The sequence below is a fragment of the Aeromonas veronii genome, from assembly GCF_040215105.1.
GTDB lineage: Bacteria > Pseudomonadota > Gammaproteobacteria > Enterobacterales > Aeromonadaceae > Aeromonas > Aeromonas veronii_G.
Window position 1 is genome coordinate 1453338 of record NZ_CP157875.1, and the last position, 23770, is coordinate 1477107.

Annotated in this window: 21 protein-coding genes and 1 pseudogene; 12 read left to right on the forward strand and 10 right to left on the reverse strand. The window is 58.6% G+C overall.

All coding sequences use genetic code 11. From position 1 onward, the window contains the following. Window positions 1-6: 6 nt before the first annotated feature. On the reverse strand, window positions 7-909 hold the full coding sequence (locus ABNP46_RS06855; RefSeq protein WP_349921660.1) for a LysR family transcriptional regulator: 903 nt from the start codon (window positions 907-909) through the stop codon (window positions 7-9). Window positions 910-1019: 110 nt separating this feature from the next. On the opposite strand from ABNP46_RS06855, the gene ABNP46_RS06860 reads away from it, so the two are divergent. From ABNP46_RS06860 to ABNP46_RS06875, 4 genes are all read left to right on the forward strand, one after another. Next, window positions 1020-1580 carry a YceI family protein gene (locus ABNP46_RS06860; protein WP_349921661.1) on the forward strand — a complete coding sequence of 187 codons (561 nt, stop codon included), beginning with the start codon at window positions 1020-1022 and terminating at the stop codon, window positions 1578-1580. Next, window positions 1580-2317, forward strand: coding sequence for a hypothetical protein (locus tag ABNP46_RS06865; protein WP_349921662.1), 738 nt, complete (start codon window positions 1580-1582; stop codon window positions 2315-2317). Before ABNP46_RS06860 ends, ABNP46_RS06865 begins: the two co-directional genes overlap by 1 nt. 185 nt (window positions 2318-2502) lie before the next feature. After that, window positions 2503-3624 (forward strand): adenosylhomocysteinase, encoded by a 1122-nt coding sequence (locus ABNP46_RS06870; protein ID WP_349921663.1) that lies wholly within the window; start codon window positions 2503-2505, stop codon window positions 3622-3624. After that, entirely contained in the window at window positions 3621-3932 is a 312-nt protein-coding gene (locus tag ABNP46_RS06875) for a SelT/SelW/SelH family protein (RefSeq protein WP_349921664.1), read from the forward strand. The genes ABNP46_RS06870 and ABNP46_RS06875 overlap by 4 nt, the downstream gene beginning before the upstream one ends. 75 nt (window positions 3933-4007) lie before the next feature. Here the strand turns inward: ABNP46_RS06875 and ABNP46_RS06880 are convergent, their stop codons facing one another. Both ABNP46_RS06880 and pepT read right to left on the reverse strand, forming a co-directional pair. Next, a complete protein-coding gene (locus ABNP46_RS06880; protein ID WP_349921665.1) occupies window positions 4008-5729 on the reverse strand; it encodes a lysophospholipid acyltransferase family protein in 1722 nt (573 codons plus the stop codon). Between the two features lie 119 nt (window positions 5730-5848). After that, window positions 5849-7072 carry a peptidase T gene (pepT, locus tag ABNP46_RS06885; protein WP_349921666.1) on the reverse strand — a complete coding sequence of 408 codons (1224 nt, stop codon included), beginning with the start codon at window positions 7070-7072 and terminating at the stop codon, window positions 5849-5851. Window positions 7073-8136: 1064 nt separating this feature from the next. On the opposite strand from pepT, the gene speA reads away from it, so the two are divergent. Further along, window positions 8137-10038, forward strand: a complete 1902-nt coding sequence (gene speA, locus ABNP46_RS06890) for a biosynthetic arginine decarboxylase (RefSeq protein WP_349921667.1) — start codon at window positions 8137-8139, stop codon at window positions 10036-10038. A gap of 98 nt (window positions 10039-10136) precedes the next feature. Here speA and ABNP46_RS06895 read toward each other — a convergent pair whose 3' ends face one another. Next, window positions 10137-10427, reverse strand: coding sequence for a hypothetical protein (locus tag ABNP46_RS06895; protein ID WP_349921668.1), 291 nt, complete (start codon window positions 10425-10427; stop codon window positions 10137-10139). A 245-nt stretch (window positions 10428-10672) separates the two neighbouring features. Here ABNP46_RS06895 and ABNP46_RS06900 point away from each other — a divergent pair, with 245 nt between their 5' ends. Continuing rightward, on the forward strand, window positions 10673-11260 hold the full coding sequence (locus ABNP46_RS06900) for a histidine phosphatase family protein (RefSeq protein ID WP_349921669.1): 588 nt from the start codon (window positions 10673-10675) through the stop codon (window positions 11258-11260). Between the two features lie 104 nt (window positions 11261-11364). Here ABNP46_RS06900 and ABNP46_RS06905 read toward each other — a convergent pair whose 3' ends face one another. Further along, window positions 11365-11946 carry an NUDIX domain-containing protein gene (locus ABNP46_RS06905; RefSeq protein ID WP_349921670.1) on the reverse strand — a complete coding sequence of 194 codons (582 nt, stop codon included), beginning with the start codon at window positions 11944-11946 and terminating at the stop codon, window positions 11365-11367. A 105-nt stretch (window positions 11947-12051) separates the two neighbouring features. Between ABNP46_RS06905 and ABNP46_RS06910 the strand changes: the two genes are divergently transcribed. After that, window positions 12052-12807 (forward strand): DeoR/GlpR family DNA-binding transcription regulator, encoded by a 756-nt coding sequence (locus ABNP46_RS06910; RefSeq protein WP_349921671.1) that lies wholly within the window; start codon window positions 12052-12054, stop codon window positions 12805-12807. Window positions 12808-12875: 68 nt separating this feature from the next. Here ABNP46_RS06910 and ABNP46_RS06915 read toward each other — a convergent pair whose 3' ends face one another. Beyond that, entirely contained in the window at window positions 12876-14975 is a 2100-nt protein-coding gene (locus tag ABNP46_RS06915; protein WP_349921672.1) for a putative bifunctional diguanylate cyclase/phosphodiesterase, read from the reverse strand. Window positions 14976-15264: 289 nt separating this feature from the next. Between ABNP46_RS06915 and ABNP46_RS06920 the strand changes: the two are divergent. Both ABNP46_RS06920 and ABNP46_RS06925 read left to right on the forward strand, forming a co-directional pair. Continuing rightward, window positions 15265-15758 (forward strand): annotated as a pseudogene (locus tag ABNP46_RS06920) (histidine phosphatase family protein); the annotation flags it as partial. Window positions 15759-15932: 174 nt separating this feature from the next. Then, window positions 15933-17153, forward strand: a complete 1221-nt coding sequence (locus ABNP46_RS06925; RefSeq protein WP_349921673.1) for a type II restriction endonuclease — start codon at window positions 15933-15935, stop codon at window positions 17151-17153. Between the two features lie 38 nt (window positions 17154-17191). Here the strand turns inward: ABNP46_RS06925 and ABNP46_RS06930 are convergent, their stop codons facing one another. Beyond that, entirely contained in the window at window positions 17192-18598 is a 1407-nt protein-coding gene (locus ABNP46_RS06930) for a DNA cytosine methyltransferase (RefSeq protein ID WP_349921674.1), read from the reverse strand. A 117-nt stretch (window positions 18599-18715) separates the two neighbouring features. Here ABNP46_RS06930 and ABNP46_RS06935 point away from each other — a divergent pair, with 117 nt between their 5' ends. Next, complete coding sequence (locus ABNP46_RS06935) at window positions 18716-19195, forward strand: very short patch repair endonuclease (protein WP_349921675.1); 480 nt, start codon at window positions 18716-18718, stop codon at window positions 19193-19195. Window positions 19196-19265: 70 nt separating this feature from the next. Here ABNP46_RS06935 and ABNP46_RS06940 read toward each other — a convergent pair whose 3' ends face one another. Beyond that, window positions 19266-19661 (reverse strand): hypothetical protein, encoded by a 396-nt coding sequence (locus ABNP46_RS06940; RefSeq protein WP_349921676.1) that lies wholly within the window; start codon window positions 19659-19661, stop codon window positions 19266-19268. Between the two features lie 239 nt (window positions 19662-19900). On the opposite strand from ABNP46_RS06940, the gene ABNP46_RS06945 reads away from it, so the two are divergent. Next, on the forward strand, window positions 19901-20269 hold the full coding sequence (locus tag ABNP46_RS06945) for a VOC family protein (protein ID WP_349921677.1): 369 nt from the start codon (window positions 19901-19903) through the stop codon (window positions 20267-20269). A gap of 111 nt (window positions 20270-20380) precedes the next feature. Here the strand turns inward: ABNP46_RS06945 and ABNP46_RS06950 are convergent, their stop codons facing one another. Next, on the reverse strand, window positions 20381-20593 hold the full coding sequence (locus ABNP46_RS06950; RefSeq protein WP_349921678.1) for a DUF3955 domain-containing protein: 213 nt from the start codon (window positions 20591-20593) through the stop codon (window positions 20381-20383). 192 nt (window positions 20594-20785) lie between these two features. Beyond that, entirely contained in the window at window positions 20786-22132 is a 1347-nt protein-coding gene (gene gdhA / locus ABNP46_RS06955; protein WP_349921679.1) for an NADP-specific glutamate dehydrogenase, read from the reverse strand. 585 nt (window positions 22133-22717) lie between these two features. On the opposite strand from gdhA, the gene rluF reads away from it, so the two are divergent. Next, a complete protein-coding gene (gene rluF / locus ABNP46_RS06960) occupies window positions 22718-23746 on the forward strand; it encodes a 23S rRNA pseudouridine(2604) synthase RluF (protein ID WP_349921680.1) in 1029 nt (342 codons plus the stop codon). Window positions 23747-23770: the final 24 nt, after the last annotated feature.

Below are 23770 nucleotides of genomic sequence, written 5' to 3' on the forward strand. Positions count from 1 at the left end.
CCCTGCCTACTCCACTCTGTCCCAGTAGTGGGGGGCGAGGTAGCGTTCCTGCACGAACTCGATGAAGCAGCGCACCTTGGCGGAGACGAAGCGGCGGTGAGGGTAGAGGGCATAGAGGCCTATCTGCCCCTTGTCCCACTCGGGCAGGAGTGACACCAGCTCCCCCGAGCGCAGCGCGTCCCCGACGATGAAGGTGGGCTGCCAGATGATCCCCATGTGATTGCAGGCGGCCCGGGTCAACACCACCCCGTTGTTGGCGCGAAGGGGCCCTTGCGGGCGCACGCTGGTCTGTAGCCCATCCCGTTTGAACACCCAGTCCGGCTGGGTCAGGGTGTAGATGAGGCAGTCGTGCTGCTTGAGATCCTCGGGGGTCTTGGGGGTGCCGTGCTTGGCCAGATAGGCCGGGCTGGCACACACCTCCAGCTTCATCATGGCGAGCGGCTTGGCCACCAGGGAGGAGTCCGGCAGGTTGCCGATGCGCAGCGCCAGATCGAACCCTTCTTCCACCAGTGCCACCCGCCGATCGCTGTACTCAATTTCCAGCTTCAGTTCGGGGAAGCGCTCATAGAAGAGCGGCAGGGTAGGGGAGAGGTGCAGGTAGCCAAAGTCCATGGGCACCGACAGCTTGAGGGTGCCCTGGGGTTGCTGGTTGTTGTGGGTGAGCTGGCTGTGGGTCTCTTCCAGCTCCGCCAGCAGGGCCAGCGAGCGCTGGTAGTAGAACTGGCCTGCCTCAGTGGGGTTGACCTGGCGTGTGGTGCGGGACAGCAGCCGGGTGGAGAGGGACTCCTCGAGCTGCTGCATCAGTTTGGAGGTCATGGCCACCGAGATGCCGAGCTGGTGGGCGGCCTTGGTAAAACTCTGACACTCCACCACCTTGATGAAGGTGCGCATGGCGGCTATCTGATCCATATTCCACTCTCGGTTGATAATTATTTTAATAAATCGGTGATTATCCATTCCTGTTCGGAGGTTAGCATGTCGGGTATCAATGTGAACCCCTAATTGAAGGAACGACTGGAATGAAAATGACCAAGGCCCTGCTGGCTTCCTGCCTGTTTATGACGGCTCCCCTGATGGCGGCCGATTACGATGTGGATGCGGCGCACACCACTGTCCAGTTCAAGGTGGGCCATCTGGGCTTCTCCGATCTGGTTGGCCGTTTCAACACCTTCAGCGGCACCTTCAGCATGGACGAGGCCAATCCGGCTGCGGCCAAGGCGAGCTTCGAGATCGATGCCGCCAGCGTGGACTCCAACCATGAAGCCCGTGACAAGCACCTGCGCAGCCCGGACTTCCTGGACGTGAAGCAGTACCCCAAGATGACCTTCGTCAGCTCCGGCTATGAAGGCACCAAGGACAAGGGCGTGCTCAAGGGCACCCTGACCCTGCACGGGGTCAGCAAAGAGGTGGCCTTCGATCTGGTCCATGTCGGTGAAGGCAAAGACCCTTGGGGCGGCTACCGCAGCGGCTTCAACGCCACCACCACCATCAAGCGCAGCGACTTTGGCGTGAACTACATGCTGCCCGGCATTCCTGACGAGATGGGCATCAACCTGTTCGTCGAAGGCGTGCGCAAGTAATGGGCGCAGCACTCCTGTTGCAAACCCTGGCGGCTCCCTTGGGGGCCGCTTTGTTATCCTGGCGCTGGCCACGGCTCGGCTACCTCTGGGGCGCCCTGGCCATCTGGCTGGTGGGTTGTCTGCTGGGTGGCGCCTACGGCTTGCCGGTCAAGGCGTGGCAATGGTTGCCCCTGACCCTGCTGGTGCCCGCCATCGCGGCTGAGGTTGCGGACAAGCGGGTCGCCCTACTGCTGTTTGCGGCCCTGGGGGCCCTGGTGTGGTGGCAAGGCCTGGCGACGGTGATCGCCAGCGAGCCGCGCATCTGGCTGGCGCTGTTGCCTGCTATCGTCTGGTTTGGCTGGACGCAGTTGCGTGCCGACAGCCAGGAGGGGCTCGGCTTTGCGCTCGGCTTCGTCTGGCTGGCGCTGGTCATCGGTATCGATGGCAGCCTGCTTATCGCCCAGCTTGCGGGAGCCCTGGCGGCCTTCGCCGGTTTTCGTGCCCTGCTTGGGGTCTTCGCCGGCCTGAACAACGCCCCGGCGGCGCTGGCTCTGGCGCTTGCCTTCGTGCAGATGCTGGCCTGGCAATACGTGGAAGTGCCGCTGGTGGCTCTGTTGCCGGTCTGGCTGCTGCCGCTGCTGGAGTGGGCCATGCGCGGCAAGCCCTGGCTAGCTCGTTGGGGTCTGCTGATCCTGGTGGCGGGAGTTGGCGCTGGGTTGAGTCTGTGGTGGGTCTGGCCCGAGGCATCACTTTATTGATTTTCGCATGAAAAACAGGCTATTACCCCTTAATTTGCATGAGAGCTCATAGTCTGCATAGATAATGATTGAGCCCCATAGTGGTTTCGGATAAAAAGGATTTTCAATTATCTGGACACACACAGAACCCGGCCTGGCCGGGTTCTGTTTGCCTGCATGCTTGCGGCACACTAAGGAGGCCACAGTTGCGCAGTCAAGGATCTGAGCATCTGTTTTTTCGCCATTTCATCGAGCAGCCGCGCCTCGAGGATCTCTGTATCCTGCTGGTGACGCACCTCTTGCCCGATCGCCCCCATTTCATTCAGGTGCTGGACCGGGTCGGGCGGGTCGGTGCCATCTTGCCCAAACCCAAGTCAGTGCATGGAGCAACCCTGAACTGGGCTCAGCAACACTACCCCGTCTTGCCCCTCAATCGCCACTGGACCTCGGATCCTGGCGAGGTGATCACCCAGATTGCCCCCCTGGTGCAGCCCCATGAGCGGCTCGTCATCCTGGATATCGGCGGCTACTTCGCCAGAACCCAGTCCAGCCTGGCCGAGCACTTCGGCGATCGTTTCATCGGGGTGGTGGAGATGACCGAAAACGGCCATCAGCGCTACGAGCAGGAGCCCCTGGCCGCCCCCGTGGTGTCGGTGGCCCGCAGTCCCTTGAAGCAGGCGGAAGATATCCAGATCGGGCTTAGCGTGGTCTATTCCGCCGAATCCCTGGCTCGTACCTTGAGGCGTACCTTCAACGTCTGCCAGGCCGCGTTGTTCGGTTATGGCAAGGTGGGGCGCAGCATCGCCCGCGAGTTGCGTTGCCGCAACCTGCACCTGGAGCTGGTGGAGACCGATGCCCTGCGCCAGGTGGAGGCGCTCTCCCACGGCTTCAAACTGGTGAACAAGGCCGAGGCCCTCAGCCGGGCCGAGCTGGTGATCTGCTCCACCGGCAATGGCTCGCTGGACATCGAGGATCTGCTGGCCCTGCGCCCCGGCGCCATGCTGGCCTCGGTCACCTCGGCGGACGACGAGTTCGCCTTCTGCCTCTCCCGGCTCTCCTGGCCGAGTGCCGAGGTGTGCCCTCATGTGCTGGCCCTGACCCGTCCGGATGGCAGCACCATCTTCCTGCTCAACCGGGGGGAGGCGGTCAACTTTGTCCATGGCGCCGTGATCGGCGAATATGTCTATCTGGTGTTGGCGGAGATCATCGAAGGGGTGCATCAGCTGGCGCGCCAGATGCCGCCGCCCGGCCTGTTCGAGCTGCCCCAGAGCACCATGAACACCATCGCCTGCCACTGGTTGGCAGATTTTCACGGAGTGACCCAATGACAGAACCCTCAAGCCCCCTCCTCAAGCCCCGCATCGAGATCCGCTACTGCACCCTCTGCCGCTGGATGCTGCGGGCCGCCTGGCTGGCCCAGGAGCTGCTCTCCACCTTCGACAGCGACCTCGGCGAGGTGGCACTGGTCCCGGCCAGCAAGGGGGAATTCAAGATCCTGGTCAACGGCGTGCAGGTGTGGGACAGGGTGGTGGACGAGGGCTTCCCCGAGGCCAAGGAGATCAAGCAGCGGGTGCGGGACATCATCGCCCCCGAACGCGACCTCGGCCATGCGGATCGCAAACCGGCTACCGAGTGAACGGCGGTAAAAGGGTAAACAAAAGGGAGGCCATGCCTCCCTTTTGTAGGTTGGCAGTTACTTCGGCTGTGTAGGTTATGATTTGTAGTGTTCTCGACTGCTGCCCGAAGCTTGTTCGATATAGCGTGCCCGCTTGTGGGCCTTGATGCGGCTCACATCCACCCACACCAGGCCGTCGATGCAGTGGTTGAAGGCCGGGTCGGTGCCAAAATCCATGAACTGGACGCCTCCCGGCTCGCACAGCTCCGAGTACTGCTTGTAGAGCGTGGGGATGGCGCAGCCCAGGTTGTCGAGGCTGGCCTTGAGCACCTTGAGATCGGCGCCGTAATCTTGTCCCTCGAACAAGGGCGGGGTGGCCGGGTAGGGGCGCCTTGAGGGGGCAAGGGCTCCATCGGGGGCGAAGTGCTGGCGGTAGAAGCTCACCAGCAGATCCTTGGCCTGGGGTGGCAGGCTGCCGGAGAGCGACACGGGCCCGAACAGATAACGGTAATGGGGATAGCGTGCCAGGTAGGCGCCGATGCCGAACCAGAGGTAATCGAGCCCGCGTTTGCCCCAGTACGCAGGCTGGATGAAGCTGCGACCGAGCTCGATGGCCTGCTCCAGCCGGGGCAGCAGCCTATCCTCGAACCCGAACAGGCTGTGGCTGTAGAGGCCGTGGAGGCCCTTGCGCGCCAGTTGCTCGGCCACCGGGATGAAGCGGTAGGCACCGATTATCTCGAGGCGGGCCGGATCCCAGAGGATAAGGTGATAGTAGTCATCGTCGAAGGCGTCGAGATCGCGTCGCCGTCCCGACCCTTCCCCCACCGCCCGAAAGGCGATCTCCCGCAGTCGCCCGAGCTCGCGCAGGATCACCGAGTGGCTCAGTTCATGACGCCGGTAGAGCCGGATCTGCTGGCCATCCGGGGTCTGCCCCAGCGCCTCGCACCCGTCGATGGCCGCTTTCAGCAGGCGCCGCTCCTCCGGCAAGGCGATGGGGGCCTCGGTCAGCAGGCGGCCGGACTTGCCGCTGCCGATGCGGTAGAGGTGGCTGCGCACCAGGCGTGCCGCCGTCTTGGCGGGCAACTCGCCGAGGCTGCTGGGGGGGATCCGCTCTCCGATGGTGAGGGGGATGCGTTGCCCTTGCTGGCGAAACAGCTGCTTGACCAGCAAGAGCCCCGCCAGGTTCTTGTTGAGCCAGGAGGTGAGATAAAAGCCCGCGCCGTTGCGTCCGCCGAGATGGATGGGCACCAGGGGGGTCAGGGTTCGTCTGGCGAGCTTGATGAAGCCCCCCTGCCAGGGGCCGTCTTTCACCCCCCCTGGGCCGAGGCGGGAAACCTCCCCGGCGGGGAAGATGATGAGGGCACCCTCACGGGCCAGGTGCTCCCCCATGGCCAGGATGGCCTGCCGGTCGGTCTTGCCGCCGAGGTTGTCCACCGGCAGCAGCAGGGGGCGCAGGGGAGGCAGCTCGGCCAGCAACCGGTTGGCCACTATCTTCACGTCCGGTCGGATTCGGCCAATGAGTCGCAGCAGGGCCAGCCCGTCCAGGGAACCGATGGGGTGGTTTGCCACCAGGATGACCCGGCCGCTGGCGGGGATGTTCTCGAGCTCCGCCTCGCTCACCCGGTAGTCAAAATCGAGCTGCGCCAGGGCCTGCTCGATGAAGTCGAGCCCACGCAGGTGGGGATAGTGCTCGGCAAAGCGCTGGAAGGTCTGCTCGTGCAGCAACCAGCCGAGACCTCGCCTCAGCAAGGGGCGAAAAAGAGGCTGGCTGGTGAGTTGGGGCAGGTGCTGTTGCAGCAGGGTATCGACGTTGAACATGGGGTGGCTCCGCTGATCCTTTGCCCCAGCGTGCGTCCCTTCTGTGCCTGCCTCGTGGCAGTGAGATGACAGTTTGATGGCAGGGCGACGGGCTCGCCCTGCGCGTCAGGCTGGCAGGATCAACCGCGCCAGGCGGCGGTGAGGCGCACCAGTTCCACCAGGGTGGTGACCGCTTTCTCCATGGATTGCAGCGGGATGAACTCGTGCTTGCCGTGGAAGTTGTGACCCCCGGTGAAGAGGTTTGGGCAGGGCAGACCCATGAAGGAGAGGCGGGCGCCGTCGGTACCGCCGCGAATGGGTTTGATCTTGGGTGCCACGTCGGCGGCCTCCATGGCGGCTTTGGCCAGCGCCACTATGTGCATGTGCGGCTCAATCTGGCTGCGCATGTTGCGATAGCTGTCGGTGAGGGTGAGCTCGATGCGCGCCTTGGGGTTGTCCAGTTGCAAGGAGGCGACCCGCTCCTTGAGCTGTGCCTTGCGGGCGGCGAAGCTGTCGTCGTCAAAGTCGCGAATGATGTAGTGCAGGCGGCTCTCTTCCACGGTGCCGCTCATCTGGGCCAGGTGGAAGAAGCCCTCGTAGCCTTCCGTGCACTCCGGGGTCTGGGCGGCGGGCATGTCGGCGTGGAAACGGGCGGCCAGGGTCTGGCTGTTGATCATGCCCCCCTTGGCGGTGCCCGGGTGCACGTTGTTGCCGATAAAGCGCACCGTGGCGCTGGCGGCGTTGAAGTTCTCGTACTCCAGCTCGCCGAGCTCCCCGCCGTCGACCGTATAGGCCCACTTGGCCGGGAAGCGATCCAGCGGGAACAAGTCGGCCCCCCGGCCTATCTCCTCGTCCGGGGTGAAACCGAGCCAGAGATCGCCGCGGGGGATCTCGGGGTGATTCTGCAGGTGTTCGACGGCGGTGAGGATCTCGGCGATCCCCGCCTTGTCGTCGGCGCCGAGCAGGGTCGTGCCGTCCGTGGTGATGAGATCCTGGCCGAGGTAGTTCTTCAGGAAGCGATATTGGTGGATGGCCAGCACCTCGTCCCCCTTGCCGAGGCAGATATCCCCCCCCTGATAGTTCTCGACGATCTGGGGCACCACGAACTCGGCCTCGTAGTCGGCGGTGTCCATGTGGGCAATCAGTCCGATCGCCGGTGCCGCTGGCTGGTTGCCCGGCAGGCAGGCGGTGAGGTAGCCGTTGTCATCCAGGATCACCTGACTCAAGCCGAGCTGCTGCAGCTCTTCTTGCAGGGCGCGGGCGAAGATACGCTGTCCCTCGCTGCTTGGGCAGACGGGATTGGTCGCATCGGAGCGGGTATGGAAAGTCAGATAGCGGAGAAAACGCTCAAGCAGGGTATCCATTGGCAGGCCTCAGACTGATGATGAGGGGACATTGTGGCCAAAGCTGCTCCGCCACTTTTTGCGTCAGCGCAGTTTTTGGCGCATTTGTCGAACGGGATAGCGAAATCTCCCCATAGAGGGTAGAGCGCGGACAACTGCTCAAATATGCATAAAAATTCCGATTTAAAAACTGAATAAGCAGCCTCGGCATGGTCGGATATGACCGCATCCCAGCACTGGCAAGGCATCGGGAAAAACGGGCAAATCACAGGTTATTTTCAGGGCTGACGGGGAAGGGGGTCATGATGCGCTATCCCAGAGCCCGCTTGGCTGACAGCGAGATCAGGCGATGCGGATCAAACGGATTTTTTTACGCGATTTTTTATTGTCACCGGTCGCGGTAAATGTGTACACTCCGCGCCGATCCGAGGGTAACCCTGCGCAGGCGTGGCCGCCAGCACCCGGAGGATCACGCGCCTATAGGGCGAGGCACGCAGAAACGACAGACACTGCTAGGGCATGGTTTCTTTAATACCGGTTAGGCTCCGGTATCAGGGAGAACAACGGACTCTCATCATTTCGCCGACCGAGTGGGCCACTGGCCCATCATCTTCCCTTGTCATGGGCGGTCGTCGGTGTTGAGCTGGCTGTGGTGGTTGTCGTCTAACAACACGGTTGCGTGCAGATGCCTTCCCTCTCTTCTTGGACACCTCCCTCGTCGTCGTGACGGCTGCCGAATGATGAACAAGCGGCGTGGCTGATGCCCCTTGTCATCAAAGTACCGCGGTATCGCGCTAGCGTGACACCGTATACCGTTGAGCTTGATGTAAAGCCACCAGCCCCACATCAAGACTCGTTACTTCCCCAAGATCCACCAGGCAGCCCTGGCTTGCCGCGATGTGCAGATGGTCTGGATGTGATGGCAGGACCCCTTTGGTAGAGATGGCGAAGATCGCCATTGACCGCGGGCGCCCTGACCGGTTCCAGCAGGCAGCTTAGGTTTGCCGCGATTTGCAATAGATGGTCTGGATGTGATTGAGGGTAACGAAGGCGGCCACCGGCCGCTCATTTGCGAGGCATAGCCCATGACTAACTGGTCCAGCAAGGACTCCTTGAAGGTCTACAACGTTCCCTACTGGGGAGCGGGTTTTTTCAATATCAATGACGCCGGTCATGTGACCGTCTCCCCCGACAAGTCTCGTCCCGAGGCGCAGATCGTGCTGTCCGATGCCATCGAACAGCTGCGCCAGTCCGGGCTGACCACCCCGGTACTGCTGCGCTTCCCCGACATCCTCAAGAGCCGGGTCGATGCGCTGTTCAACGCCTTCGGTCAGGCCATCGAGAAGTCCGCCTATGAAGGGGACTACCTGTGCGTTTACCCCATCAAGGTGAACCAGCAGCGCCGCGTCATCGAGACCATCAGTCAGTCCTACAGCGACAAGCCGAGGCTTGGGCTGGAAGCGGGCTCCAAGCCGGAGCTGTTGGCCGTGCTGTCCCATCACCATGAGCAAGGCTCGGTGATCGTCTGTAACGGCTACAAGGACCGTGAATACATCCGCCACGCCCTTCTGGGCAACCTGATGGGCCACAAGGTCTACATCGTGGTGGAAAAACCCTCCGAGCTGGAAATGGTGCTGGACGAGTCAGCTCGCCTCAACATCAAGCCCAACATCGGGGTGCGCGCCAAGCTGGCTTCCACCGGCTCCGGCATGTGGGAATCGAGCGGTGGCTCCATGTCCAAGTTCGGTCTCTCCGCCTCCCAGATCCTGGCGCTGGTTGAGCGTCTGCGCGGCCTTGGCAAGCTGGACTGCCTGCAACTGCTGCATTTCCATCTGGGTTCCCAGATCGCCAACATCCGCGACATTCAGGGCGGTATCCGCGAGTGCGGCCGTTTCTACGCCGAGCTGCGTCGCCTGGGCGTGCCCATCGATGTGGTCGATGTGGGCGGCGGCCTGGGGGTGGACTACGAGGGTACCCGCTCCCAGAGCCACTGCTCCGCGAACTACAGCCTGTCCGAGTACGCCAACAACGTGGTCTGGGGCATCGGCGATGTGTGCCGTGAGTTCGACCTGCCGCACCCGACCATCATCAGCGAGTCCGGCCGCGCCCTGACCGCTCACCACGCCGTGCTGGTCACCGATATCATCGGGGCCGAAGGGGTTGAGGTGAACGACATCAGCGAACCGGGCGACGACGCTCCCACCATCCTGCAGAACATGTGGAAGGGATGGCTGGACCTGCGCACCGAGGATCCCTCCCTGCTCGAGATCTACCACGACTCCGTGGCTGACCTTGGGGACGTGAACGCTCAGTACACCATGGGCCTTCTGAACCTCGAACAGCGTGCCTGGGCCGAGATGCTGCACCAGAACACCTGTCTGGCGCTCAAAGAGCTGCTCAACCCGGTCAACCGCAACCACCGCGCCCTGGCGGACGAGTTGAACGAGAAGCTGGCGGACAAGTGCTTCGCGAACTTCTCCCTGTTCCAGTCCCTGCCCGATGCCTGGGGCATTGGCCAGGTGTTCCCGGTGATGCCCCTTGCCGGCCTCGAGCGTCCGCTCAGCCGTCGCGGCATCCTGATGGACATCACCTGTGACTCCGACGGTCAGGTGGAACACTACGTCGATGGCCTCGGTGTCGAGAAGACGCTGCCGATGCCGGAGTACGGCGCCAACGAAGTGTGCCACGTCGGCTTCTTCCTGGTGGGGGCCTATCAGGAGATCCTCGGCGATCTGCACAACCTGTTTGGCGATACCCACTGCGCGGAAGTGTGGCTGGACGAAGAGGGCAAGATGGACATCCGCAACGTGGTGCGCGGCGACACCGTCGACCAGCTGCTGCGTTACGTCAACATCGACCCCTCCGTCATCCGCGAGAACTACCAGCGGATCGCCTCCCACCCGGCGCTGGACGATGCGACCCGCAAGGCCCTGCTCGACGAGCTGGAGCTGGGTCTGCAAGGCTACGCCTATCTGGAAGAGGAATAAGCATCGCGCTTGTTCACCCGGGCAGTACAAGACGGGAATAAAAAACGGCGCCTTCGGGCGCCGTTTTGGTATTGGTCTGACGCCTGAAACTCCGTGCCTCAGCGGGGCTGCTTGCGCCCGAAGAGGGATTTGGCCAGCACCAGCAGGAGATGGAAAAAGGCATAGATACCGTTGGCGTGGGCATACTCCTGTGCCACATAAGTGAAGCCGGATCGGTACTTCTCGATGGCCTCGGCCGGGGTATTGGCGTAGATGAAGTCATCCTCCACCTCGAATCCCTGGGCCAGCAGGGCATGCTTTTCCTGGATGAAGGTGGGGGAGTCCGCGTCCAGATAGGTGTAGGTCTGCTGCTGGGATGCCGGCAGGGTCAGGAACTGATACTTGGCCATGTTGCCTCGCCTGAGATTGAGACGTAGAAGAGTGATGCAGGTTGGACCTGGTGCCGTGAGCCGCCTGCAGCAACACAGCGTGGGACTCACTGCGAGGAGTCTATCCCGTCAGAGGGTTGCTCCCATCTCCCCATATGAGTGGCCACGCGCCGCGCTCCTGCCACGGCTTTTCGTAACATCGTCCCCCCGGGCTGATATCTGGTATCCTGCCTTCTGTCTATCTCGTTGAGCCCATTGGAGAAATTATGTCTCGCATCATCTATCTGCTGCGCCACGGCCAGACCCGCTACAACGCCGAACAACGTTTGCAGGGGCGCTGCAACTCGGCGCTGACCGTCAAGGGAGAGGCCCAGGCCATCGCCATGGGGGATCGCCTGCGCGAGATTCTGGATGAGCCTGAGCAATGGACGCTCTACGCCAGCCCCCTTGGCCGTGCTCGTCAGACGGCTGAATTCGTCTGCCAGCAGCTGGGGCTGGACAGCGAGCGCATCGTCTGGGACGAGCGGTTGGTGGAGCTCGGCATGGGGGAGTGGGAGAGTTGCCGGGTGCCGGATCTGCTTGAAGATCACCCCACACTGGATATCAGCCAGCCGGACTGGTATCTGCGGGCCCCGGCGGGGGAGAGCGCCGGGAGCATTCAACGCCGGGCCCAGAGCTGGTTGATGGACCCGGCCATCGCCGAGCGTGCCATCGTGGTCTCCCACGGCCTGCTCGGCGCCATGCTGCGCGGTGCTTACGCCGATCTCGACTACGCCACCACCTGGTCACAAGAGTTGCCTCAGGATGCATTCTTCAAGCTAAGTGGTGGCCGTATCGAGCGGATCCCGTGCTAAGGCGACGCGCGCTTGCTCATCAATAGGGCAGGGGTCTCTCCCCCCAACATGGGCTCCTGCCGGGTCATGCCCGGCAGGAGCCAGACCCGCCCGGTTTGGCTGGTTTATCGAAACAGGTGCAGGGCGGCATATTGCAGCAGCATGATGGTCTTGCCATCCCGGATCTTCCCCGTCTCTATCATGGCGAGCGCCGCATCGATATCCACCTCCAGCACAGCGATGTCTTCCCCCTCCGCCTCGTTGCCACCCCCCCGGGAGATCTGATCGCTCTCCCTGTACTCTCCCACGAAGAAGTGCAGCCGCTCCGTCACCGAACCCGGACTCATAAAGGCATCGAAGATCTGGCGTACCTCCCGTACACGGATGCCGGTCTCCTCTTCGGCCTCGGCACGAATGCGGGTCTCGGGATCGGCCGCATCGAGCAGTCCGGCGGGTGCTTCAATGAGCAAGTCGTCGTGGCCATTGACGAAGGCGGGGTAGCGGAACTGGCTGATGAGGATGACGGTGCGCCGCGCGGGCTCATAGAGCAGTATGGTCGCCCCGTTCCCCCTGTCGTAGGTCTCACGGGATTGGCGCTGCCAGCGGCCGTCACTTCGCAGGAAGGAGAAGGTGGTCTTCTTGAGCAGATACCAGTCGTCGGAGAGCACATCGACACTCTCCACCCGCACACGCGTTGCAACACTCATGGATCGTCCTTTATCGGCCAGGGGCCAGCCCAGTGCTGGCCATGGTTACAGTTTTTCATGTAATATCGTGCATTATCAATTGATTTCGTGCATATCGAGGGAAGCATGCTGACATCAGAGCGCAAGGCATTGATCTTGAATGTATTGAAGCGTGATGGACGCGTCATTGCCAAGGCGCTCAGCCAGCAGTTTGATGTCTCTGACGACACCATACGGCGAGATTTGCGGGAACTTGCCGGTGAAGGACTGTTGCTGCGCGTCCATGGGGGGGCCATGCCCGCCTCCTCTGCCATCGTCGATTTCGGAGCCCGTGAACAGCTGGGGTCCGCCGTCAAGGCGAGGCTGGGGAAGGTGGGGGCCGGGCTGGTTCAGCCAGGCCAGATTGTGTTTATCGACGGGGGGACGACCAATGTGCAGTTGGCGCAACAGCTGCCCCATTCATTGAACGCCACCATAGTGACCCATAGCCCCAGCATCGCGGTGGCGCTGGCTCACCATCCCCACATCGAGGTGGAGCTGATTGGCGGGCGTCTGTTCAAACACTCCCTGGTGGCCGTGGGCGCCCTGAGCGCGGCGGCCATCTCGGAGGTACGCGCAGATCTGTGTTTCATGGGGGCGACCGGCATCCACCCACAGCTTGGGATCACCACGGGGGACAGGGAAGAGGCGACCATCAAGCGTTTGATGGCCGAACAGTCGGCGGAGGTCATCATGTTGGCCGGGCACGAGAAGCTGGGGGCCGTGTCACCCTATCGGATCATGGCGCTTGCCAATTTGGGGACCCTGATCACCGAGGGGACGCTCGGGGCAGAGCCCCGAGGCTGGCTCGATGAGGCGGGCGTGACCCTGATGGAGGCCTGACCCGAGCGTATCAAGAGCCCTGTTCACCCCATGACAGCGATGCCACTGCGGCGCTTGGCCAGTTGTCGTTAATGGGCGGCAACCGGACTGGGGGCCTGGCACAGGGGAGTGCAGTGGGCCAGCAACTGCTTGGCTGGCATGGGTTTGCCGAGCAGATAGCCTTGCAGGGTATCGCAGCCGAGGTCAGTCAACAGGGCGCGCTGGCGCTCCGTCTCCACCCCTTCTGCCACGATACGCATCCCCAGCGCCTGACCCAGGGCGATGATGGCGCTGATGATGGTGGCATCTTCACTGGTCTGCTCCAGGGTGGCGACGAAGCCCTTGTCTATCTTGAGCTCGCAGGCCGGGAAGCGCTTGAGGTAGAGCAGACTGGAGTAGCCGGTGCCGAAGTCATCGATGGAGATGCCAATGCCCAGCTGGGCCAGACGGTTGAGGATGACAAGGCTCTCCTCGGCATTCTCCATGGCGGTGGATTCGGTGATCTCCAACGTCAGGTGGCGAGCCTCCAGCCGATGGCGGTGCAGGCAGGCCTCTACTTCCTCCAGCAGACCGGTGCTGGCGAGCTGAATGGTAGAGAGATTGACCGCCACGCTCCAGTCATGATGGCCCGCATCGCGCCATTGGCTCATCTGGCGGCAGGCTTCGTCGAGCACCCAGTTGCCGATGGCGATGATGAGCCGACTCTTCTCCGCCAGCGGCAGGAAGCTGGCGGGGGAGATGGCACCATGATGGGGATGGTGCCAGCGCAGCAGCGCCTCAGCCCCGATCACCTTGCCCTCGCGCGCGTCATATTTGGGCTGGTAGAGCAAGGAGAACTCCCCTCGCGCCAGCGCATGGCACAGCTCCTGTTGCAGTAAAAACTGCTGGTGGGCGTTGGCGTTCATGGCGCTGTCGAAGTAGTAGTAGTCGTTGCGCCCCCGCTTCTTGGCATGGTACATGGCGGCGTCGGCGTTGAGGGTCAGCTCATGCAGGCTGGTGCCATCCTGGGGATAGACGGCGATGCCGATGCTGGCGGTGACGCGCAGGCTGTGATGTTCCCACGCATAGGGCTCGGCCAGGCTCGCCAATAACCGCTCGGCAAACTCGGTGCTCTGCGCCAGATCCCCCGGTGCCAGGGTCAGCACAAACTCATCACCGCCGAAGCGGGAGGCGTTATCGTTGGCGCCGAGCAAGGCTTTTATCCGCTGCGCGACCTGCGCCAGCAGTTGATCCCCGATGTGGTGACCATGGGCATCGTTGATGATCTTGAAGCCATCCAGATCGAGAAACAGCAGTGCAAAACTGCGCTGGCTGTGCCGGCACTCCTGAATGCGCTGCTCCAGCCGATCGGCAAACAGCAGGCGGTTGGGGAGCTGGGTCAGACTGTCGTGCAGTGCCAGCTTGAGCAACTCGTCGTGGGCCTGGTGCAGGGAGGCCGAGAGCCGCGCCGCGTGGGCATCCAGCATGGAGAGCACCAGGGCGATGGCAAACACTGCCAGAGTGACGATGATGACCACGGTGGCCAGCCACTGGGTGTTGAGCCCGGTGTAAAGGGCGCCGCACAGGCTGTGCTCTGGAAACTCGGCGGCCGCCATGCCGGTGTAGTGCATGCCGATGATGGCGGATCCCATCACCAGCGAGGCCAGGGCCTTGCGAAAGAAGGCGCGCTGATGGCTGTCGCGCAGGCGAAAGGCTATCCAGAGCGCGGCGCCGGAGGCGAGCACGGCGATGAGGATGGAGAGGATGACGAGGCCAGAGTGGTAATGAATACCGGGCATGATCTTCATGGCTGCCATGCCGATGTAGTGCATGCTGGCAATGCCCGCTCCCATCAAGAGGGCACCGATGGCGATGTGGCGCCAGGGCAACTGGGGCCTGCTCACCAGCCAGAGCGCAAAGGCCGACGAGACGATGGCCGCCACTAAAGAGAGCCCCGTCAGCGCCAGATCGTAACCCAGGGCGATGGGCAGCTCGAAGGCGAGCATGCCGATAAAATGCATGGACCAGATGCCGAGCCCCATGGCGAAGGCACCACCGGCCAGCCAGAGCACGGCGGCGCGCCCCTTGCTTTGGCTCACTCGACTCGTCATGTTCAAGGCGGTGTAAGAGGCGAGCACGGCCACCAGAATGGAGAAGAAGACCAGATCCTGGCTGTAAGAGCTGTCGAGCATGGTGTGGGTCGCGGTCACGTTCACTCACTCTGGGATACATCAGGGCCTGAGCCTAGGCCCGGCCTGGGAAATCGAGTGGCAGATTGTATATCAGGCGTCCCTCTTGTGGGCCAGAGATATGTACCAAAAAGGCCCCGGTTCAGAGCGAAAAACCTGCCTTTGCCCTGCATTGGTAGCCATCCCGTGCTTGGTGAACCGGAAAGACCCAATTATCTCCCTCCCAAACCGCAGGATTGCGGATCTGATATGGCGTGTAGGAGCAGTGGTAGAGGTGTTGGTGAACTCCCGCATTGTTGTCGCCCTCACGATAGCTGCAGCATATGAGGGGATAGGCCTCGCCATGGACTCCCGTCTGGTCGACCTCCTGACGGATTCCGTGAGTTGGACGCGCTATGTCAGCCCCTCAGCCGGGCACAGCAGACGGCGGAGCGGATATGCTAGCAGTTTGGATTGGGTAAGGAACGCATCGTCTGGGACGAGCGACTGGTGGAGCTCGGCATGGGGGAGTGGGAGAGCTGCCGGGTGCCGGATCTGCTGGAGGAGTATCCCAGTCTCGATATCAGCCAGCCGGCCTGGTATCTGCAAGCCCCGGCGGGGGAGAGTGTCGAGAGCATCCAGCGCTGCGCCCGGAGCTGGTTGATGGACCCGGCCATCGCCGAGTGCGCCATCGTCGTCTCCCACGGCCTGCTCGGCGCCATGCTGCGCGGTGCCTACGCTTACAACACCACCTGACGCCAGGAGTTGCCCCAGGATGCCTTCTTCAAGCTAAGCGGTGGCCGTATCGAGCGGATCAAGTGCTAAGGCTAATGAAAAGTCCATCAAAGAGTAAACGTTGCACAAAGGACGTGATGTAGATGGTTTAGTACATACATTGAAAATTCGTTGAATATGTGGTTTTAATATGACCCAATGGATATATTAAATGATAATTTTGATTTTTCTGGCACTCACTGAATTTTAATCAGAGACATAAATATGTTTGAACAACTGGCGGACGTATTCTCATCTGCAGCATTTAAATATCTATCTGTAGTAGATGTAAACCCAAAAAAATCTAATCAACATGAAATTGGTGGGCTTGTTGAGGCCGGAATGGGTCTTGAGTTGGGGATGCCTGATGATGGAAGTAAATTCAATATTAGTACAATCATGGTGTACTTAAATGAGGGGGATGGGGAAACGCTAATCGTGGATGATTTTGTGACTTGGTATGATACACGTTACAAAAAACGGAGTCCAGAGTGGAGACTCTATTACAAATCGAATGATGTCACTACACGCCTAAGACCTGGAGATTTTTTACTGATAGCAAGAACTTGGGAAGGCGGTCTTTTGATGATTTTTTGCCCTCCCGGTGGTGAGTTTGAGTTGCAGCTCAGAACTTTGTTTGGGGCTCGTAAAGTTGACGCGCTAGAAAAAGGGTTAACCAGATTAACAATGGATACTGAATTGGCTGTACCAGTTAGTCTAATGTTGGCCCGTTACGGTATTAACATAGGTACCATCGGACAAGATTATCTTACGAAAATATTAGAGCGCTTTGGAGATCAATTCCCTACAACTCGTGACTTTTCAACCTTTTCCAGAAAACTTTCTAAAGAAATATGTCCGATTAAGTATCCTGATGAGGCTTTGATTGAATGGATGGAGGTTGAGGAGTCGGCGTTTAGGCAATTGGAAAGGCATATTGTCAGAAAAAAGCTTCTCGCCGGATTTGGAGAGCATGGTGATGATGTGGATGAATTTGTCCAATTCTCTTTGAGTGTGCAGAATCGCCGTAAGTCTCGTAGTGGTCACGCTTTTGAAAACCACATTGAATTTATTCTAAAGAAATCAGGTGTTATTTTTGAGCGAGGTAAAATAACAGAGAAGAGGCAAAAACCTGATTTTATATTTCCCAATTCTAGTTGTTATAATGATGATTTATTTTCCAATGAAAAATTGAGAATTCTGGGAGCAAAAACTACTTGTAAAGATAGATGGAGACAGGTATTAGCTGAAGCTGATAGAATAGAGCGTAAGCATCTTATTACTATGGAACCTGCTATTAGTGAAAATCAGATAGAACAAATGCAAGCCAACAATTTGCAACTTGTTGTGCCAGCAGTTATTCAGAAAACATATTCACCGGATCAGACCCCATGGTTGATGTCATTTATAGAATTCATTAATGAGATAAAAGAAACACAAATATAGAATAAAGCCCACCGATTTAAGGTGGGTCTAATAGATAACTATTTTTTTGCCATCATAATATATGGCTTCATTAGTTTTGCAACAGCAGCGAATACAGGAACAACAACTGAGTTACCAAATTGGCGATAAGCCTGTGTATCCGAGACAGGTATCCTGAAATTGTACTCACCAGGTTGCTCAAAGCCCATAAGCCTTGCACATTCTCTGGGGGTCAGACGACGTGGTCGGTTCTGTTGGTTTTGTTCATTATTGAAGTCTGCTTCTGCCAGCATCATATCCCAGCCGCGATCGATCAGGATCTCAGAACCATCCTTGTGGTAGCGAGCCGATAGGGTTCTGGCAACAGTGGTTGGATTTTGGGGATTAACTAGACCATAACCAAAGCCATTACCTTTCGCCTGATGTTTTTTTGCATACTGGTACAAGTAAGACCATAGCTTGGGGGTCAGAATATATTTAGGATCAACTTTCTCAACTGGTTCAAGTAAGTCTGCGAAAGTTATCCTTTGTTCTGGAAATAATGTGGCTACATCTTTTAATGTAAAACCTTCATGTAGATTCAAGTCTTTTCTGAAACCGACGAGAACAATACGTTCCCGGTGTTGAGGAATGAAATGCTTCCCATCAATTATTTTGGGGTCATTTGAACCATTAATATCGAGATCTGCAACCCAATAACCCAATTCCGTCAATGCTTCCTTGATTACTCGAAATGTGTTGCCCTTGTCATGGCTTTTAAGATTTTTGACGTTTTCGAGCACAAATGCAGTTGGCTTTTTAGCATCGATAATACGGGCCACATCAAAGAATAGTGTTCCCTGAGCCTCGCACTCAAAGCCGTGAGCCCGGCCAAGGGAGTTCTTTTTGGAAACACCTGCCAAGGAGAATGGCTGACATGGGAAACCGGCTAGCAGTACATCATGATCCGGGATTTCTTTATTTATATGGGCATAGACAGAATCACGATCGTCATTGTCTGGCATCGTGATTTCACGGATGTCCGAGTTGAACTTGTGATGTGACTCATCACAGTACCAGTTGGCCTTATAAGTTCTGACAGCTTGTTCATTCCATTCACTGGTAAAGACGCATTGACCACCAATGTCTTCAAAACCTTTACGAATGCCACCAATTCCGGCAAACAGGTCAATAAACTTGAACTCATAGTGACCGTGATGCTTGGGAGGGGAGGGGATCAGCTCCCTTAGCATTTTGGTTTCCGCATGGGTCAACGGCTTTTGTTCTATCTTGCCATTCAGCCAGCGATTCAGCGATTCACGAGTCCATTCGCCATCGCCCATAACGCGCAATTTTTCAGCAATTTGCTTTTGATCATAGATTTCGAGGACTCTCTCCATCAACCGTCGATCTTCGGTCTGGCGTTGGGCATAAAATGCTTGATCTTCTTCAGGGGTGCTGTAAACCGGTAGTGTTGAGTGTTTCATATCTAGGTCTAGGGAGTGTTGCAGTTGTCAGAATCTTATCACTCATTTTACCCAGAGAGAATGCCGGGGCTGTAAAAAAATACAGTACCCATGATTGGGTTTCAATAGAGGCTTTTTATGTCTGATATTGTGACTGTGGAAGCCAGAAGTCGATTCATGGCAGGCATCAAGAGTGTCAACACTAAGCCGGAGATACAGATCCGTCAGCTTCTGTACCATGCTGGTTTTCGTTATCGCCTTCATGATCGCCGCTTGCCTGGCACTCCCGATATTTGGTTACCACGTTGGAAAGCGGTGATAGAGGTAAATGGTTGCTTCTGGCATGGGCACATGTGCCATCTGTTCAAATGGCCACGTAGCCATGTGGCTTTCTGGAGGGGGAAGATTGAAACCAATCAGAAGCGAGATAGAAATAATCTTCATGAATTGACAGCCCTTGGAATCAAAAGCCTGACTGTTTGGGAGTGTGCTCTAAAGGGAAAAAAACGTCATGATAAAGAAAGACTGGCAGAGGTGATATCTTGGTGGTTGCATGAAAGCGACTGTCATGGGGATATTTCAGGGGGAGAGGAATTGAGTCTTATTAATATGGTGTGAACTAAAAATCAGATCCGGTCAGAGGGAATTTTTCATGACCGCCTCAATGCTTGATGTCCTTGTGAAATATCTATTTTAAAATAAGCCACTCAGGTGTTTTCTGGTATCCAATACTACCTTGAGAAATCAACTCACAGTGGATTTCTCCTTTAGAGTCAAAACCAATGATGATGTTGTCACCGGTCTGAGCTTGACTCATAACGTGATTGGTTTGGAAATAAAGCCGGTATTCTGAGCGGGTAGGATGTAGTTCTCTTGCATCATACCATGTCAATTTTGAATGAGATATGTCATCAGAACCTCTGATGGAAAATGATGCCAACATCTCTATCTTATTAGATCCAAATAATCGCTTGAGTTGAGTAACACCATTAAACTCATGTTGATTGGATCGTGATGTATCTACTTCAACTGCCGATAATGTTTTTACGCAAGAGGCACTGAAGTTGATTGGTTTGATAGACATGTCGGTTCCTTATTTTCCTGATAACTGATTTCAAATGTATCGTCATGAGGCATACATTAAGATAAGGCACTATGTGAAGCTCTTTGTCAATATGCATGCAGTAATCTGCATTAAGGTGTGAATAAAGGTCATGGTTTTTGAAAGAGCCACCTGATGGATGCTTTGTACGTCATGGTACAGATCCCCTTGGTAAGGGTGGATATGATTGGGTTGCACAACCACAGCATTCAGGAGGGGACATGATCAGCCATATCGACCATCTGGTGTTGACGGTGAGCAACATAGATCGTTCGGTCGCGTTTTACAGTTCAGTGCTGGAAATGGAGGCCATCACCTTCGGGGCCGGGCGGCGGGCGCTGCGCTTTGGCAATCAGAAGATCAATCTGCAACTGCTGGGTGAGGAGCCACGCAACCGGGCCCAGGTGGGGGCGGGGGATATCTGTCTTATCACCCATTGGACGCTTGCGCAGGTGATGTATCAGCTCGGCAATCACGGAGTCGAGATAGTGGAGGGGCCCGTGACCAAGAGCGGTGCCTGCGGGCCCATCGAATCCGTCTATTTTCTGGATCCGGATCAGCATCTTATTGAGATAAGTCGTTATCTATAAGACGATTAATGCTGCGTTATTGGTGTTTTTGATATTAACTGCTGCAGTTGTTTGTTAATTAAGCGCCTTTGACTGCTCAGGCCTCGAATGGAGGAAATGTCGACCGCAGATTCAGTCTGTCGAGGCCGGCCTTGGTCGGCGCCTCGCCCTGATCACCCCGGCAATGCCGATGCAGGCGCCCGCCAGCAGCAACAGATAGCCCAAGGGGAGCAAGGCGAAAGGCTCATGCAAGCATCCCGCTTCATCCAGGCTGGATCCCATCAGGCTGAATGCCATAAAGCTGGCGACCCCCAGCCCCATCAGAAAAACACCGAATTTGACCATGCTATTGCCCTCGCTGCTGCTTAAAGAGTGGGCACTCTGTCACGGCCGGGTGAAGGGAGTGTGAAGCGAGATGCGAAAGGTGAAAGGCGAAAGGCGCAGACATCACGCTGTTGAAAACGCATGTGAAAAGGGCAGCCATGGCTGCCCTTCGTGATCGGGTGCGGCGGGTCGCTCCCCGCTATTGCGCCGGGATCAGCAGACCCCTTGCGCCAGCATGGCGTCGGCGACCTTGACGAAACCGGCGATGTTGGCGCCGCTCTCGTAGTTCACATGGTGATCCCCATCCTGGCCGTAGCGCACACAGGTGCTGTGGATGCTGTTCATGATCCCCTTGAGGCGGGCGTCCACCTCTTCCCGGGTCCAGGAGAGGCGCTGGGCGTTCTGGCTCATCTCGAGGCCGGAGGTGGCGACCCCACCGGCGTTGGCGGCCTTGCCCGGAGCGAACAGGACCTTGGCGGCATGGAACGCCTGGATGGCGGCGGCGCTGGAGGGCATGTTGGCCCCCTCAGCCACCAGTTGTACGCCGCCCGCGATCAGGGCTGCGGCGTCCGACTCATCCAATTCGTTTTGAGTGGCGCAGGGCAGGGCGACCTGGGTCGGCAGGTGCCAGGGGGTACGGCCGGTGAAGAACTCGAGCCCGAGCTCATGGGCGTAGTCCGCCACCCGCTTGCGCTGCTCGTTCTTGAGTTCCATCAATCGGGCCAGCTTCTCGGGGGTGAAGCCGTCCGGATCGTAGACGGTGCCGCCAGAGTCGGAGGCGGTCACGACCTTGGCGCCGAGGGCCATCGCCTTCTCGATGGCGTATTGGGCCACGTTGCCCGAACCCGACACCGATACCGTCATGCCCGCGAGCGACTGGCCGCGGTGAGCCAGCATGGCTTCGACGAAGTAGAGCAGGCCGTAGCCGGTGGCCTCCGGGCGAATGAGGCTGCCGCCAAAGGAGAGCCCCTTGCCGGTAAAGACGCACTCGGCGCTGTTGGTGAGCTTCTTCATCATGCCCGCCATGTAGCTCACCTCGCGCCCGCCGACGCCGATATCACCGGCCGGCACGTCGGTGTTGGCACCCAGGTGGCGATAGAGCTCCAGCATCAGCGCCTGGCAGAAGCGCATCACTTCCCCCTCGCTCTTGCCCTTGGGATCGAAATCGCTGCCCCCCTTGCCGCCGCCCATGGGCAAGGTGGTGAGGGCGTTCTTGAAGGTCTGCTCGAAGGCGAGGAATTTCAGCACGGAGAGATCCACCGAGGGGTGGAAGCGCATGCCGCCCTTGAAGGGGCCGATGGCGGAGCTGTGCTGGATGCGATAGCCGCGGTTCACCTGCACCTGGCCTTGGTCATCGACCCAGCTCACCCGAAACTGCACCAGCCGCTCCGGTTCCACCAGGCGCTCCAGCAAACCGTGCTGCAGGTAGCGGGGATGGCGCTCGATAAAGGGCCAGATGGAGGCGACCACCTCGCTCACCGCCTGGATGAACTCGGGTTGATAGGGGTTGCGCTTGGCCACCTGGGCCAGAAAGTCGGCCTGGGAGAGGGAATGACTCATCTATAACTCCTGTCGTGAATGATGCAATTGGCGTCTTGCCAGAGACGATCATGCCCCGCAGCCAACTCTGCGTTCGATGGCGGGAATGAGCGGTGATCGCAGGGATTGCGATCCTCGCCGAATGGGGCAGAGCTCATGGCGTCTCCCCTTGGCTTCGGCAAGATAATTCGTGCGGACGAAAATCTTTTTATGCATTTTAGATTAATAAATAGCAAGCGATTCCTGTCGGCTTTTCGCGGCGTCGTCATGGCGGCAAGCGGGGAACAGGGAAGAGCCCTATGGCCGCCATGGGATACAACAAAAGGTTAACAATGCGTTAAAAGTGAATGAGTAACATGGCGGGCATCGAGGGGACCAAGCTCGCCAGGCCGGGACCTAGCTCTGGGCACCATGAGCCAGATGCAAGTATCCGGCGAACGACGGCAGGCAATATGCTACTGTAGCGGCGTTTTTTTGATGATTGTGCAGGCTTTGACCTTTTTGAAGATGCTTTTTGCAGATGGAATGGTATGCAGACTAACTCGATGATGACCTGGCTGACCCAGCCGACAAGCTCCCTCAACCCCATGATCTGGCAGGTGACCCATGCTGGCCGATGAATCCATGCGCCTGAACAAATACATCAGCGAGAGCGGTATCTGCTCGCGCCGCGAGGCGGATCGCTTCATCGAGCAGGGCAACGTCTTCATCAACGGCAAACGCGCCGGCATAGGGGATCAGGTGTTTGCCGGGGATCTGGTCAAGGTCAACGGTCAGGTGATCGAGGCGCGGGAAGCAGATAGCCTGGTGTTCATCGTGCTGAACAAGCCGGTGGGCATCGTCTCCACCACGGAGGCGGGGGAGAAGGACAACATCGTCGACTTCGTCAACCACAGCACCCGCATCTTCCCCATCGGCCGACTCGACAAGGATTCCCAGGGGCTCATCTTCCTCACCAATCACGGGGATCTGGTGAACAAGATCCTGCGGGCGGGCAACGATCACGAGAAAGAGTACCTGGTGACCGTCGACAAGCCGGTGACCGATGAATTCATCCGCGGCATGGGGGCCGGGGTGCCGATCCTCGGCGCCGTCACCAAGAAGTGCAAGGTGAAGAAGGAAGCCCCCTTCGTGTTTCGCATCACCCTGGTGCAGGGGCTGAACCGCCAGATCCGCCGCATGTGTGAACACTTCGGCTTCGAGGTGACCAAGCTCGAGCGCATCCGCATCATGAACGTCAGTCTCAAGGGGCTGCCGGTGGGGGAGTGGCGCGATCTCACCGACGACGAGCTCATTGAGCTGTTCAAGCTCATCGAAGACTCCTCCTCCGAGGTGAAACCCGCCAAGGGGGCGGCGCCTGCCAGCAAGCCGGTGGCCAAGGCTGCAAGCGGTGCGGCTGGCAAGACGGCGCAGGGCAAGAAGCCCCGCCGGAGCGACGATCACGAGATTGGCGGACGTCCCAATGTGCCGGGACCCGAGGCGTTCGAGAGCAAAGGCCCCACCAAGGGCGCGGCAGGCAAAGGCGGTGCTGGCAAACAGGCCGGGGGCAAGGGGGCACCGGCCAAGGGCGGCAAGCCGGTCGCCGCGGGCAAACCGCGCACCAATCAGGGCGGACGGCAGAAGAAGGGGCGCTAAGAACCGGTTCATGATCTTGCTGCG

Excerpts from the sequence above, each read along its gene's own strand:
- ABNP46_RS06950 (WP_349921678.1), bottom strand. The coding sequence starts at position 20,593 with ATGGTCAAATTCGGTGTTTTTCTGATGGGGCTGGGGGTCGCCAGCTTT.
- ABNP46_RS06900 (WP_349921669.1), top strand. The coding sequence starts at position 10,673 with ATGTCTCGCATCATCTATCTGCTGCGCCACGGCCAGACCCGCTACAAC.
- ABNP46_RS06875 (WP_349921664.1), top strand. The coding sequence starts at position 3,621 with ATGACAGAACCCTCAAGCCCCCTCCTCAAGCCCCGCATCGAGATCCGC.
- ABNP46_RS06905 (WP_349921670.1), bottom strand. The coding sequence starts at position 11,946 with ATGAGTGTTGCAACGCGTGTGCGGGTGGAGAGTGTCGATGTGCTCTCC.
- ABNP46_RS06945 (WP_349921677.1), top strand. The coding sequence starts at position 19,901 with ATGATCAGCCATATCGACCATCTGGTGTTGACGGTGAGCAACATAGAT.
- pepT (WP_349921666.1), bottom strand. The coding sequence starts at position 7,072 with ATGGATACCCTGCTTGAGCGTTTTCTCCGCTATCTGACTTTCCATACC.
- ABNP46_RS06940 (WP_349921676.1), bottom strand. The coding sequence starts at position 19,661 with ATGTCTATCAAACCAATCAACTTCAGTGCCTCTTGCGTAAAAACATTA.
- ABNP46_RS06865 (WP_349921662.1), top strand. The coding sequence starts at position 1,580 with ATGGGCGCAGCACTCCTGTTGCAAACCCTGGCGGCTCCCTTGGGGGCC.
- ABNP46_RS06860 (WP_349921661.1), top strand. The coding sequence starts at position 1,020 with ATGAAAATGACCAAGGCCCTGCTGGCTTCCTGCCTGTTTATGACGGCT.
- ABNP46_RS06925 (WP_349921673.1), top strand. The coding sequence starts at position 15,933 with ATGTTTGAACAACTGGCGGACGTATTCTCATCTGCAGCATTTAAATAT.
- ABNP46_RS06880 (WP_349921665.1), bottom strand. The coding sequence starts at position 5,729 with ATGTTCAACGTCGATACCCTGCTGCAACAGCACCTGCCCCAACTCACC.
- ABNP46_RS06895 (WP_349921668.1), bottom strand. The coding sequence starts at position 10,427 with ATGGCCAAGTATCAGTTCCTGACCCTGCCGGCATCCCAGCAGCAGACC.
- rluF (WP_349921680.1), top strand. The coding sequence starts at position 22,718 with ATGCTGGCCGATGAATCCATGCGCCTGAACAAATACATCAGCGAGAGC.
- ABNP46_RS06930 (WP_349921674.1), bottom strand. The coding sequence starts at position 18,598 with ATGAAACACTCAACACTACCGGTTTACAGCACCCCTGAAGAAGATCAA.
- gdhA (WP_349921679.1), bottom strand. The coding sequence starts at position 22,132 with ATGAGTCATTCCCTCTCCCAGGCCGACTTTCTGGCCCAGGTGGCCAAG.
- ABNP46_RS06935 (WP_349921675.1), top strand. The coding sequence starts at position 18,716 with ATGTCTGATATTGTGACTGTGGAAGCCAGAAGTCGATTCATGGCAGGC.
- ABNP46_RS06910 (WP_349921671.1), top strand. The coding sequence starts at position 12,052 with ATGCTGACATCAGAGCGCAAGGCATTGATCTTGAATGTATTGAAGCGT.
- speA (WP_349921667.1), top strand. The coding sequence starts at position 8,137 with ATGACTAACTGGTCCAGCAAGGACTCCTTGAAGGTCTACAACGTTCCC.
- ABNP46_RS06855 (WP_349921660.1), bottom strand. The coding sequence starts at position 909 with ATGGATCAGATAGCCGCCATGCGCACCTTCATCAAGGTGGTGGAGTGT.